The 13,042-nt window shown below is 56.1% G+C and carries 13 protein-coding genes; 8 read left to right on the top strand and 5 right to left on the bottom strand.

Features of this window, described 5'->3' with window-relative positions; translation table 11 throughout:
• Positions 1-360: 360 nt before the first annotated feature.
• Positions 361-1,899, bottom strand: a complete 1,539-nt coding sequence (gene crtH, locus DYY88_RS20740; protein WP_044151119.1) for a carotenoid isomerase — start codon at positions 1,897-1,899, stop codon at positions 361-363.
• A 124-nt stretch (positions 1,900-2,023) separates the two neighbouring features.
• On the opposite strand from crtH, the gene upp reads away from it, so the two are divergent.
• Positions 2,024-2,674: a uracil phosphoribosyltransferase gene (gene upp, locus DYY88_RS20735; protein ID WP_039726204.1), complete on the top strand. Its 651-nt coding sequence runs from the start codon at positions 2,024-2,026 to the stop codon at positions 2,672-2,674.
• A 96-nt stretch (positions 2,675-2,770) separates the two neighbouring features.
• A complete protein-coding gene (locus DYY88_RS20730; RefSeq protein ID WP_039726203.1) occupies positions 2,771-3,079 on the top strand; it encodes a ssl2009 family thylakoid membrane protein in 309 nt (102 codons plus the stop codon).
• 247 nt (positions 3,080-3,326) lie between these two features.
• Here the strand turns inward: DYY88_RS20730 and DYY88_RS20725 are convergent, their stop codons facing one another.
• Positions 3,327-4,043 (bottom strand): HAD family hydrolase, encoded by a 717-nt coding sequence (locus DYY88_RS20725; protein ID WP_039726199.1) that lies wholly within the window; start codon positions 4,041-4,043, stop codon positions 3,327-3,329.
• Between the two features lie 248 nt (positions 4,044-4,291).
• Here DYY88_RS20725 and ftnA point away from each other — a divergent pair, with 248 nt between their 5' ends.
• The 3 genes from ftnA to DYY88_RS20710 all read left to right on the top strand — a co-directional run bounded on the left by ftnA (position 4,292) and on the right by DYY88_RS20710 (position 7,482).
• Positions 4,292-4,831 (top strand): non-heme ferritin, encoded by a 540-nt coding sequence (gene ftnA, locus DYY88_RS20720; RefSeq protein WP_039726198.1) that lies wholly within the window; start codon positions 4,292-4,294, stop codon positions 4,829-4,831.
• A gap of 175 nt (positions 4,832-5,006) precedes the next feature.
• Positions 5,007-6,443 carry a D-alanyl-D-alanine carboxypeptidase/D-alanyl-D-alanine endopeptidase gene (gene dacB / locus DYY88_RS20715; protein WP_044151118.1) on the top strand — a complete coding sequence of 479 codons (1,437 nt, stop codon included), beginning with the start codon at positions 5,007-5,009 and terminating at the stop codon, positions 6,441-6,443.
• A gap of 115 nt (positions 6,444-6,558) precedes the next feature.
• The gene (locus DYY88_RS20710; RefSeq protein ID WP_130199545.1) at positions 6,559-7,482 is read left to right on the top strand and encodes a hypothetical protein; all 924 of its coding nucleotides are present in this window, start codon (positions 6,559-6,561) and stop codon (positions 7,480-7,482) included.
• Between the two features lie 11 nt (positions 7,483-7,493).
• Here DYY88_RS20710 and DYY88_RS20705 read toward each other — a convergent pair whose 3' ends face one another.
• Positions 7,494-8,924 (bottom strand): pyridoxal phosphate-dependent decarboxylase family protein, encoded by a 1,431-nt coding sequence (locus DYY88_RS20705; RefSeq protein ID WP_039726197.1) that lies wholly within the window; start codon positions 8,922-8,924, stop codon positions 7,494-7,496.
• 107 nt (positions 8,925-9,031) lie between these two features.
• Here DYY88_RS20705 and DYY88_RS20700 point away from each other — a divergent pair, with 107 nt between their 5' ends.
• The 3 genes from DYY88_RS20700 (at position 9,032) to dcd (ending at position 10,811) form a co-directional block, all read left to right on the top strand.
• The gene (locus tag DYY88_RS20700) at positions 9,032-9,292 is read left to right on the top strand and encodes a hypothetical protein (RefSeq protein WP_039726196.1); all 261 of its coding nucleotides are present in this window, start codon (positions 9,032-9,034) and stop codon (positions 9,290-9,292) included.
• A 285-nt stretch (positions 9,293-9,577) separates the two neighbouring features.
• On the top strand, positions 9,578-10,141 hold the full coding sequence (locus DYY88_RS20695; protein WP_039726194.1) for a cob(I)yrinic acid a,c-diamide adenosyltransferase: 564 nt from the start codon (positions 9,578-9,580) through the stop codon (positions 10,139-10,141).
• Positions 10,142-10,211: 70 nt separating this feature from the next.
• Positions 10,212-10,811, top strand: coding sequence for a dCTP deaminase (gene dcd / locus DYY88_RS20690; RefSeq protein ID WP_039726193.1), 600 nt, complete (start codon positions 10,212-10,214; stop codon positions 10,809-10,811).
• Between the two features lie 320 nt (positions 10,812-11,131).
• Here dcd and ahr read toward each other — a convergent pair whose 3' ends face one another.
• Positions 11,132-12,136 (bottom strand): NADPH-dependent aldehyde reductase Ahr, encoded by a 1,005-nt coding sequence (gene ahr / locus DYY88_RS20685; RefSeq protein ID WP_039726192.1) that lies wholly within the window; start codon positions 12,134-12,136, stop codon positions 11,132-11,134.
• Between the two features lie 280 nt (positions 12,137-12,416).
• Positions 12,417-13,001, bottom strand: a complete 585-nt coding sequence (locus tag DYY88_RS20680) for a MarC family protein (protein ID WP_039726189.1) — start codon at positions 12,999-13,001, stop codon at positions 12,417-12,419.
• Positions 13,002-13,042: the final 41 nt, after the last annotated feature.

The following is a 13,042-nucleotide window of genomic DNA, read 5'->3' as shown; positions in this document are numbered from 1 at the left end:
CTCAAAAAAGCTCGAAAATCACATTGGCGCAATCTGGTATTTCATCCACCACTACAACGCATCCTTACAGCTTTAGGACTACCTGAAAACCAGGTGGCAAGGATCTTGAATATTTCAGAAAAGCGAGCCGACACGAAAACCACAAGAAACGACCGATATCGTCAGTATTGATACTCGACCAGGACGATTGACCTCTCCAAGGGAGGGCTAAATTGCGCTGCCAGTGGCTGAGTTCTTGTAAACTTTGACACCTCGTCTAGGCCGTTCGGCTAACCCACAGACTGCAGCGAACAGCACTCGCCACTTGTTGCAGCCAGGCATGAGCAACACCTGCAACTCGAAAGTCATTGTTTTAGAGGCTCACGATCGCGTTAAGTCAGCCGCCACCCGATGGGCACAGGCAAAACCCGAAAACGCCACCGCATTGAGGCCCTGCCCTGGAAAGGTGCTGTCGCCCACGCAATATAAGCCAGGAATCGCTGTCCGGTTGAAGGGCATGTTGAGCAAGCCTCGCAGTTGGTGGTGGGGCATCGGGCCGTAAGTGCCATCCATGCGTCCCAAAAAGCGGCGATGGGTGCGGGGCGTGCCAATGGAACAGTGGTCGATCGCCTCCAATACTCCTGGAAAGACTCGCTCCAATCGCTGAATGAGCTGCTGGGCCAAGGCCCGTTTGTGTTGGGCATAGTCGCTGGGCGATCGCCCCTGCCAGTCACTCATCCAACTGGGAGTAAAGGTGTGCAAAATTTGGCAGCCGGGGGGAGCCAAACTGGGATCTAACAGCGTGGGAATGGAGAGAAATAGCGTCCCGTTGGGCGCTTCCAGATCGGCCCAATCATCCAGCAGGATTTGGTGGCAGTCGGTATCGGGGGGAATCACCGCCGCATCGACGCCCAAATGAACGCTGAGAAAGCTGGGCGCTGCTGTGTAAGCCTGCTGCCAGCGCTGTTCCCGACGGGGTAGGGGCGCATCCAGCAAGGTTTCAAAAGTGTCCCAGCGGGTGGCATTGGAGACGATGCGGTCAGCGGTGTAGCGTTCGCCCGTGGCGAGTTCTACGCCGATCGCGCGTCCGGCCTCGGTGACAATGCGCGTGACCCGCGACTGATATTGGATGTGGCCGCCTGCTTCCTGAAGTCCCGTCGCTAAAGCCTCAGCGATGCGCCCGACCCCGCCCTGGGGATAGTTGACGCCGCCATAGTGGCGATCGCTAAACACCATGCCCGCATTAATCAGCGGCGTTTTGGCCGCAGGCACCACCGACCAGCAGTAGCATTCCATATCTATGAAGTGGAGCAGTTCGGGATCGCGTAAATAGCGCCGCGCCAAACCACCCACGTTGGCAGGCAGGCGACGGGCCAAACCGAGACAGGCCAGGGGATTTTGGGCAAAGACGCGGGCCACGTAACGCGGCTCTTCGAGGGAGAGCAGTTCAATCGAGTTCAAACAATTGAAGACTTGCCAGCAGGTGTCGTAAAAGCGCCGAATGCCCTCGCGCTCGTGGGGAAAGCGATCGCCCAACTCGGCCAAAAACTGTTCGTAATCCCGATGCACCCGCACCGACAAACCGTTGGGCAATCGATAATGCACCTGCACCGGGTCGGGAATGGTTTCGATCTGCTGGCCGACAGCGGCGAGGGCGCGCGTGAGCAAATTCGTGGTGCCCTGTTGCCCAAAGCCAAAAATCATCGATGCGCCCACATCAAACCGATAGCCGTCACGCTCAAAATAGCCCGCACTCCCCCCCGGAATCAGATAACGCTCCAACACCAGCGGGCGCAATCCCTTGGCTGCGAGTTGGGTCGCCGTCACCAGCCCGCCGATGCCAGAGCCGATCACAATCACATCAAAGTGGCTGCCAGTGGGCCAGCGGTGGGCAGTCGTCGGTGAATCTGCAGTCAGCATGGTGCGATCGCCTTAGGCAACGTCAATCTCACTTCATAGAATCCCGTATTCGACGCATTGTTGTCATCGCATTCGCTCATCGACGCAGTATGATAAACGCGATCATTTTGCCAAAACAAAATTTATGGCTCCTCAACTCCGCGTCTTTGTGCCCCCCCATCCCTTGGTGAAACACTGGCTCGGGGTGGCTCGCGATGTCAATACGCCGTCCGCCCTGTTTCGCACGGCTATGACCGAGCTGGGGCGCTGGCTCACCTACGAAGCGGCGCGGGAATGGCTACCCACCTTTGACACCCAAGTGGAAACGCCATTGGCCCCCTGTCCGGCCACCTTTGTGAATCCGGAAGTGCCCATGATGATCATCCCGATTTTGCGGGCGGGCCTGGCCCTGATGGAAGGGGCGCAGTCGGTATTGCCGCTAGCCTCGGTCTACCACGTGGGCTATGTGCGAAATGAGGAAACGCTGGAAGCCAGTTGCTATCTCAACAAATTGCCGAGCAGCTTATCGCCAGAGACACGGGTGCTCATCAGCGAGCCGATGTTGGCAACGGGCGGCACCATGATGACGGCAATGGCCGATTTAGTCGAACGGGGCATTCAACCCGGCAATGTCAGAATTGTGGCGATCGTGGCCGCCCCTGTCGCGCTGAAAAAGCTCGCCGAAGCCTATCCAGAACTCACAATCTACACCGCCATGATTGATGAAGGGCTCAACGAAAACGGCTACATCGTCCCGGGTTTGGGAGATGCGGGCGATCGCACCTTTGGCACTTAAGCGATCGACACTACGCAAACGTCCAGAAATCGGCAACAATACCAGTACGGGGATCACCTTAACCCCCGCCAGCTCTGACGAATTCTGTAATTTCCCATGAGTCAGCAAGACAACTTTGGCAGCGGATTTTTGCTCGGTACGCTCTTTGGCGGCGTGGTGGGCGGCATTGTAGGCGCCGTCGTCGCCTCGCGGGTGCAGCGGGAAATTCCCGAGGAAGAAACGTTTCGGCTCAGTAATGCGAACGCAGGTCACGAAGGGGCCTTTAATCCGTCGGAGGAAGAAATGGAACTGGCCCGTCGGGGACTGGAAGACAAAATCGCCCAGCTCAATTCCGCTATCGATGACGTGCGGCATCGCCTGGGCACCCCTAATGGCCAAGCGCAACCCCACGACGATGTGAATTAGCTCTCTCGAAGGGGACGCACCCCTTGGGTACGTGTTTAGCGTCTGTGTTCGGTTGTCATTCCTCCCAGCAGAGAAAAGGAGGCTTAAGGTAGTGACTATCGCNNNCACCTGCCAACAACGAGGCGACTCGTTCATCGAACAAGTCGCCCAAGCCATGGTGCGGCAAAATCGCGCTGCTTAAATCGACGCTAAACACGTACCCCCTTGGAGGGGTGCGTCCCCTAACATGGGGGTGCGTCCCCTGAGATCAAGCGGCAGATTGGGGCTGGTAGGCGCTGCCGATCCAGTCAAAGTCAATTTCGTTAAGGTAATCGACCACCCAGTTGGCCCGCCGCTGAATCATGCGGTAAGGGTGACAGTGGGCGACCCCAACAACAGGAATACCCGCCTGTTTGGCTGCGGCAATGCCGGGATACCAGGCTTCGATCGCTAAACAGTTGTGAGGCGTCAGCGCCAGGTCAGGGAACTGGTCATTGAGACGCGCGATCGCGATTTCATAACCTTTGGTAGCGGGCTTTTCGTCTGCAACGGCCACGTCTTCTGCGGTGACCCTGACGGCAAAGTTGTCGGCGAGCTGAGCGCGATCCAAGACCCAATCCACCTCGGGGCGGGCAGTTGAGGTGACGATTGCCACCGGAAACCCCGTCACTTTGGCCTGGTACAGCAAGTCTTCGAGACCGGGATAAATGGGCAATCGGGGAATGTCGGCCAGCTGCTGCAAATACTGGTCGGTGAGTTTTGCCAGCAATTCATTCAAAAACTCGGGGGTGGTGACTCGTCCCCGCCGCGACAGCAACCGATCCAGGCAGGCGCGATCGCTCCGCTCCGCACACATCTCAACATACTCTTCGGAGTTGGGTCGCAAATTTTCAGAAAGTAAAATGTCGTCAATCAGGCGACCTTTAAGACCTGTATCTTTGATGACAATTCCGTTAAAGTCCAGTAATAAAGCTTTGAGCACCATAGAGTTACAAACTGGCAATCGGGGCTGACTGTCCATGCAGTCTAGCCCATTGCGCTGTTCCCTCACAGCTACTCACGACCTTAAACAAGGATTGCTGACTGTAAGGCAATTTAGCGTTTCCTTAAACCTATGTGTTTATTAATCGCGGGTTAGCGATCCAGTGTGATCCCCACGTTAGGCTGAAAACCAGTCGTCACCTCTCACCCCAGCCGAGGCGACGGCTCATCGCCTTTCTCCCAGGAGTTCTTATGCTTTCCCAAGCCATGAGCGATCGCCTCAACAAACAAATCAACCTGGAGATGTATTCTTCCCACCTGTACTTACAGATGGCCTCTTGGTGCGCCTATCAGTCGCTCGATGGCTGTGAGGAATTTTTGCGGCTCCATGCCCAAGAAGAAGCGGAGCACATGCACCGCTTGTTGAGCTACATGCACGAGACGGGAGCCTTTGTGGTGTTGGGGGGGATGGATGCCCCACCGACCCAATACGAATCCGTGAAAATGCTCTTCGAGAAAATTTACGAGCACGAAGTTCACATCACCCGCAGCATCAACGAACTCGTCCACTTTGCCAACAATGAGCCGGATTATTCCACGCTGCAATTTTTGCAGTGGTATGTGGCCGAGCAGCACCAAGAAGAGTTTTTGATGAAGGGCATTTTGGACAAGATCAAGCTAATTGGCACCGAAGGGCAGGGCCTCTTCCTGATCGATCAGGAAATTGGGAAACTGGCGACTTCCCCCGCAAAAGAAACGACGGCCTTGACGGGTGGGGGCAATCCCGTTTAAGCAGCAGGATGTTGTCGAGTCCGCGTCTTGTTGAGCAGGCATCTTGCCTGCTCCGGAACAGCCGAGACGGCTGTCCACACTGAGTTCAATTCCCATGCTTTAGTTCCGCACCCCGATCGCCCATCGGGAGTGCTCATATGGTTGAATCGACAGGCAGAGTGATGGAAAGCAGGCGATGCCCATTTCACCCCGGTGTTGGCAAGTTGGTGGACTAGCGGCGGTGTGGAGTGCCGTGGGCGCGCCCGTGATGGCGCTGTGTCCGGCGGCGCTGCCTACCGCGCTAGAGACGATAGCCGCGCAGCCCAGTCTCACCGGAGCGCGGTTAGGCGTACATGTCGAGACGCTGACTGGCGAAGCGGTGGTGAGTCGCGAGGGCGATCGCTTTTTTGTCCCCGCTTCGACATTGAAGCTGCTGACCACGGCGGCGGTGCTCACGGAGTTGGGGCCAGATTACACGCTGCAAACCTCGGTGCTGGGCACTACCAGTCCTGAAGGTCGCACCACGCTACAAGTTATTGGCGGCGGTGATCCCAGTTTTGACCAGGCCAGTTTGGCGGCGCTGGCATCACAAATTGCTCAGCAGCCGATCCAGTCGGTCGATGTTTTGTATGGCGATGATTCCGCCTTTCCGGGCGATGCGGTGAATCCGAACTGGGAATGGGAAGACGTGCAGGCGGGCTACGGTGCGCCCGTGAATGCGCTGATTTTGAACGAGAACGAGATTGTGTTGAGTTTGGTGCCCCAAGGCGTGGGCGAGCCGTTGCAGGTTGTGTGGGATGAGCCGCGCCAAGGGCAGGGTTGGCAAATCGAGAATTACAGCACGACAGTCGCGGTGGGTGAACCGGAATATGTCAGCGTGGGGCGCGAGTTGGGACTGCCTGTATTGCGCGTGTGGGGCCAGTTGATTGCCGGGTCGCCGTCTGAAACCACGTCGATCGCGGAACCGAATCCGGGGCAGGCGTTTCTCGATGCCTTGCAAAGGGGGCTCGCCGCACAGGGCATCCGCGTCCAGCAGACAAGGTTGACCGCAGCTCCGGCGGGCGATCGCTGGACACCCCTTGCCACCATCACCTCCCCGCCGCTGGCTGAATTACTGATCCCCACCAATCAAAACAGCAACAATCTGTACGCCGAGGCGCTGCTGAAGACCCTGGGACGACAGGATGCGGAAGCGACCGATGCGACGGAGTCTGGGGTGGCGATCGCCCGTCAAGTCCTCGCTGAGCTGGGTATGGATGTCTCGGAGTTGGTGATGGTGGATGGGTCGGGACTGGCCCGCAAAAATTTGGTCACGCCCCGCGCCATGGTGGATGTGCTGCAAGGCATGGCGCGATCGCCTCACTTTTCCACTTACCGCGATTCCCTCGCAGTGGCGGGCCTCCGCGGCACCCTGCGGAATCGCCTCAAAGACACGCCCGCTGAGGGCCGACTCTACGGAAAATCGGGAGCCATCAGCCGCAACTTTGCCCTCGCAGGCTACCTGGACCCACCGAACTACGAGCTCCTCGCCTTCAGCATTTTCATCAACAACATCAACGCTCGCGGCAGCACCGTTCGCCCCATCATTGACGACATCATCCTGCAACTCACTGATTTAGATGATTGCGAATAAAAAATGTATCTGAGATTCGCAGAAGGTTTTTCTCCAAGCGAATATTAAAATTTACGGAATGCTTCCCAGCCCATTTGTAGGGGTGGATACGAAGAGAATCTTAGGGCGTACTACCATGACAGAAACAAATCAAAATCAAAACAATCGACCAAGTACAGACACTTCATCGCAAATTGTTTCGAATTCAGAAGAGCCGGAGAGTAGTACAGGAAGCACTGAGCAAAGTGATGCAGAGTCAACTAACCAAAGGTTCCTTGGAATTCCGATGCCTCTTTTACTCGCAATTCTTACTGGCTTAGGAACAGCTTTAGGAGCAGTACTAACGTCAGCAGGAGAGGTATTAACGTCTTATTTGGAATTTGACGCTCAATTTCGACAGGGAAGACAAGAATTTGAATTTGAACTCATTAGGGAAGCCCTAGAAGTTCAAAATCTTCCTCAAGATGTCAATGAGAACGAAACGGAAGGAGATGATGAAGCGGCTAGTGGAGTTATCCGTTTCGCACAAGATTCAAGCTCTACAGAAGAAGATGCCAGTGAGAATCTTATAGAGCAAAACAAAGAAGACAGACTTCGGGCTGCCCAAGAGCTTGAGTTCTATGCTGACATTGGAATCATCAAGAGTCTAGACGCTGAAAAAGTAAGAGAGTGGGCAACAGAAAGAGAAGAAGAACTACCTAGGTTGCAAAGCACCAATTCTGCCACAAGGAATAATCTTGGTGATACGTGTTTCTTCGTCGATCAAACAGTCAGTGTTTATAGTGCACCATCCTTTGATTCAGCCGTAGTAGGTATTTATCCTGTTGGTAGTATCGCCTTTACTACATCTACTTTTGAAGCCGTTTCCATCCAAGAAGGAACTAACGAGTTCATATTAATGTCTATGTTTGACGGCAATTTAGGATGGGTTCCTCGTTCTCCGGCTGGATCTGACGTTTCAAATTTGATCGCTTTGCCACCAAGAGAATGTGCTAATCCAGAAAGCATTAATGCATCTCTTTATAGACCTTCGTCTGATACTGCTGGTCGAGCTCGTTAAATATTTGGAAATCAGTCCCTGGAAAAGAAATCGATCGCCCCAAATATCCTACCGACATCTTCCTTAGTCGTGTAGGGATTGAGCAGCACGACTTTGAGCCAGTTTTGGCCGCGATAGCGGGGGAGCGACAAAAAGGCATTGGCCTCGCGTAGCAGATATTGCTGGAGGTCGGCGTTCCAGGCATCCCACTGGTCAGCGGGGAGCCAGTCAGGACAGCCGCGAAAGCACACCAGATTCATCTCCGGCTGACTCGCCAACTCCAAAAAGGGGCGAGCTTGGATGGCCGTGACAAACGCTTGGGTCAGGGTTTCGCTGGCGGCGATCAGGTCGCGGTAGCCTTGTCGCCCCAGATGTTGCAGCGACAGCCACAACTTGAGCACATCGGCGTGGCGGGTGCCCTGCACAGAGATTTCCCCCAGGTTGACCCAGTCATCTTCCGTATTCATATAGGGTGCTGACACCTGAAAGTCGCGCTGCAAATGGCCCAGGTCGCGAAACAGGACCGAGGCGCAGGTCTTCGTCACATATAGCCACTTTTGGGGATTGAAGGTGACGGAATCCGCCTGCTCGATGCCCCGCAGGCGATCGCGGTGGGCCTCGGAAAACATCAGCGCCCCCCCATAGGCCGCATCCACATGGAACCACAGGTTGTGCTGCTGAGCGATCGCCCCCAACTCCACCAGCGGATCGATATTGCCCGTGACGGTGGTGCCCGCTGTTGCTACCAGGGCAAAGGGCTGCTGTCCGGCTTCCTGGGCCTGGGCGATCGCCGCCTTTAGCGCCCCCACATCCATCTGCGAATTGCGATTAGTGGGAATCGCGATCGCTCCGTCGGTGCCCAGTCCCAACAACATCGCCGCCTTTTGGATAGAGGTGTGAGCCGCTTCCGAGACGAAGAGCACCGGGGGCTTTTCAAGCGGCGACAGACCTGTCTGGGCACAGCGCAATTTGACATTGCGCGCCACCGCCAGCGCTTGCAGATTTGCCAGACTGCCCCCGCTGACGAGGAGCCCCCCCGCGCGATCGCCCAAGCCAAACAGGTGCGCGATTTCCCGCATCAACAGCGGTTCCAGCCGAGAAAAATACGGCGACATTTCCACGCTGAGCATGTTGTTGTTCAGCGCTGCAACGACAAAATCGCCCAAAATTGACGCCGTTGTGGGGAGCGGATCCATGTGTCCCAGGTAGCCAGGATGGGCCGGATTCATCGCCATTGTCAGGGCCTGATCGATGGTCGCTAACAGCGTTGTCGCATCGGCGGGAAGCTCGGGCAGGGCGATCGCGGGCAGGGCATCCACCGGAGGTAGCGGCGACTGCTGGGCGGCCTGGGTGAGGTGGGCCAGGATGCGATCGGTTGCGGCTTGCAAGAGCGCGGCAACCGCTTCCCGATTGTGACCGAGGGGATGAATGAAGGCAGTAGCAGGCAGGGTGGAGAGGGACATGGGAGGCGGGAGGTACGGAGTGTGAGGGGAGGAGGAAAGTAGGGGAGCACGGGAGCAAGGTGATAGGCTTTTAAGCAGTTTTGTTGCCCGTCGCAATTGGACCGCATATGGGAACTCAATCTACGGCTAAAACGATCTTTCTCTTGACGTCGATGGTGGGCTGGCTCATTTTTGGGGCCGCACTCATGTACTTGTTTCCGGCGATCGCCGATCGGCTGGTCAACAATGACCTCACCCACACCTGGATGGCTACCTTATCACGGGGCAGCTACCAACCCATGCTAGGGGTAGTGGTCGGCGGGGTGGCCTGCGCCTTTTCGACGCTGCTGACGGTGGTGTGGTATCAGCAATTTGAAGAGCGGGCCTAGTGTCACTCTAATCCGGTGATGTCTGCCCATTGCCGGGAATAAATTTTTTGAGCAAAAGTGCCGGATTTACCGTCGTGATCGCGGAAATGTCGCTATCATGCGGGCGGATTATTGGTCGATTAACGACAGCGATCGCTGACTCGCAGATACGGATGTTGCGACGGTCAGAGCGATGATATTATGGTGTGTAGTTTTTTTGAACTACCTATAGATATAGAGTTTTTATCAGTCCGACTGGGGAAATTGCGCTATATTTAGCCTACTGAAATCGAGCCGCCCCCAAACATGGTTTCACAGCTTCGTACCCCGTTGACGCCTCCTGTTCCTGAACGATCGGCCCGCATCATCGAGCATCCCTGGTTACATGCGGTCGCTGGCACCGTCCAAGTTTTTACCTCACCCCATCGCACCTTTTTTACCAACGTCATGGTGCAAGCGATGCGCGTCGCTGGGCAAGGTCATTCAGTCCTGATTAGCCAGTTTCTCAAGGGCGGCATTCGGCAAGGGGTCGAGCAGCCAATGCTCTTTGGCCAAGGATTGGAGTGGTTGCGGCCCGATATTCAGCGATCGCTCCAGCAAGGCGACGCTACTGAAGACGAGCAAGCGGCGATCGCCCAGCTCTGGCAACATACCAAAACCGCCGCCATGCAAGGGCGATATGCTCTCGTCGTATTGGATGAACTGAGCCTCGCCATTCAACTCAATCTGATCTCGGAAGACTCAGTGCTCACCTTTTTGCAGCAGCGCCCGTCGCAGGTGGATGTGATTTTGACCGGGCCAGAAATGCCGGAATCACTGCTGGCGATCGCCGACCAAGTGACCGAATTCCGTCGCCATTTCATGCCCTAACCTGTCATGACGCGCCGCTGCATCACCGACTCATTTTTTTTAATGGACACTAGATTCAAGGATTACAACCATGATTAAAAACGACGCCTGGATTTCTCAAATGGCCGATGAAGGGCTGATCAAGCCGTTCGAGCCGCGCTTGATTCGTCATGTGGATATGGGAGAACTCAATGCCACTCGTCCGGTCATCAGTTACGGTCTGTCGTCCTACGGTTACGACATCCGCCTATCGCCCTCCGAGTTTCGGATTTTCCGCCACATTCCCGGCACCGTCGTCGATCCCAAAAACTTTAGCCCCGACAACTTGGAGCCCACCGCCCTGCGCACCGACACCAGCGGCAGCTACTTCATTCTGCCCGCTCACTCCTACGGCTTGGGCGTCGCACTGGAACGCATCCAAGTGCCTGACAACATCAGCGTCATTTGCATTGGCAAATCGACCTACGCTCGCTGCGGCATCATCGCCAACCTGACCCCCGCCGAAGCCGGCTGGCGCGGCCATCTGACGCTGGAATTTTCCAACTCATCCAGCGCGGACTGTCGCATCTACGCCAATGAAGGCGTCGTGCAGTTGCTCTTCTTTGAGGGCGAGCAGTGCGAAGTCAGCTACGAGACTCGACGCGGCAAGTACCAAGACCAGCCCGAGCAAGTGACCCTCGCCCGCGTTTAGGGAGATTGCTGGGAAAGAAGTTCCTACTCGTAGGGTGTGATGAGCGCAGCGTAATGCACCACTGTCGGGTATTTCTGGCTCTCGAGTTCTCCTAAGGTCTGCTTTTATCCAGCAGTCTGCTCGTAGTGATATTGATGATCGCCGCCCCTATGCAATTGCCCCAAGAGGGGCGGCATGACTGCTCGGATAATAGAACCTCACCTAGCCTCTCCTTGCTAAGGAGAGGAACCGGAATCTTGATAAACCTCTCCTTGGCAAGGAGAGGTGCCGCAGGCGGTGAGGTTGAGATCGCGATATTCCGACTGGATATTAGCGCGTCATCAACCGGGCGTCAGCACAATGCGGTAGCGGGGCTTGCCGCTCCGCAGTTTTTCCATCGCTTCGTTGATTTGGCTGAAAGGGAACGTCTCGATGATGGGCTCGATGCTGTGGCGCTGGGTGAAGTCCAGCATGGTCGCGGTGTTGGCGGGACTGCCCAGAGGCGTCGCCGACAGCGACTTTTGTCCGGCAATGAGCGGAAAGACGTGGGTGCTAATGGGCGAGGGCGCAACGCCGACGAAGTGCAAGCGACCTTTGGGACGCAGGGCATTGATGTAGACACTCCAGTCGAGGTCGGCACTCACAGTCGAAATAATGGCGTCGAGGGAGTTGGCGATCGCCCCCAACGCCTCAGGATCTCGCGAGTTCACCACATGGTGCGCCCCCATCGATTGGGCTTCGTCCGTCTTTTCAGGACTGGAGGAAAATGCTGTGACTTCGCAGCCCCAAGCCCGCAAAAATTGCAGCGCCATGTGGCCCAAACCGCCAATGCCAATCACCCCAACGCGATCGGTGGGCATGATGCCGGACTGGATGATCGGGTTAAATACCGTAATGCCGCCGCAAAACAACGGCCCCGCCTTAGTCGCGTCGATGCCATCCGGGAGGGGAATGGCCCACACTTCATGGGCACGTACTTTATCCGCAAAGCCGCCGTGGCGGCCCACGATGGTTTGTTCCGCATTGGGACACAGGTTGTGATTGCCCGACAGGCACCACTCACACATCATGCAGGAACTCGCAAACCAGCCCAAACCAACCTGTTGCCCCACCTTGACGGACTTCACAGCCGAGCCGATCGCCGCCACCCGACCAATCACCTCATGCCCGGGCACCAGGGGATATTCCGAGATCCCCCATTCGTTGTCCAACATGCTGAGGTCGCTGTGACAGATGCCGCAAAATTCGACATCGATCTCGACATCCGAGTCGCGCAGGGGACCGGGATCGTACTCCATCGGCATCAGTTGGCCGCCGGGTTCTTGGGCTGCGTAGGCTTTGATCATGTTGTGCGATTCATAAAGTGATCTGTCGTTAGCTTAGACAAGATTGCTGCAAACCGTCGGTCGCGTTGAGCACTCCTGGTGTCGGGGCAGATCCTCAAGTTGTCGTGAAGTTGGGCAAACTTGCTAAGGAAATCTCTAAGCAAGAAATTACCTGGAAAAGGCGGAGGGTAGGTTGCGGTTGACGCCAGGAAACCCAACACCGTCAAGCTTCTGAGCTTGTTGGGTCTCGTTCCTCGACGCCAACCTACACGGGGAGGTCTTTTCGAGAGGACACCGAGACTCAGAAGTCGAGATACTGCTCCACCCCGTCGAGCATCATCTGCACCGAGAGGATGATCAGCAACATCCCCATCAACCGCTCCACGGCGAGGGCTCCCCGGGGTCCCAACCGCTGAAAAATCCACGGCGAGGCCCACAAAATCACCCCCACAATGCCCATGGAAAACGTCAGCGCCCCGAGCCAGTTGCCCAGCAGTTGAGGGTCAGATTTAGCCATCACCAGCAGGGCCGCGATCGCACTTGGCCCTGCAATCAACGGCATCGCGATCGGCACAATGAAGGGTTCACTATCCAGGCTAGAGGGCATCGCGGAACGACTGGGAAACACCATGCCCAACGCAATGAGAAACAAAATGATGCCGCCGGAAATTCTCAGCGTGTGGGACTCGACCCCAAAAAACGACAGCAGCGGATTGCCGCCAAACAGAAACAACACCATAATGCCGTAGGCGATCAGCGATTCTCGCAGAATGATGCGCTGCCGCTTTTTGGGCGGCACGTCGGACAACAGGGTGTTGATGGTCACCAAGTTGCCAAACGGGTCCAAAATGAGCAGCAACACAATCGCGGCGGAAATGATGGTCATGAAGCTTCCTGACAGCAAGACCTTCTCATTATCAGTACCGA

This window comes from Leptolyngbya iicbica LK (assembly GCF_004212215.1).
Lineage (GTDB): Bacteria > Cyanobacteriota > Cyanobacteriia > Phormidesmidales > Phormidesmidaceae > Halomicronema > Halomicronema iicbica.
This window is presented reverse-complemented; position numbering and strand designations above follow the sequence as displayed.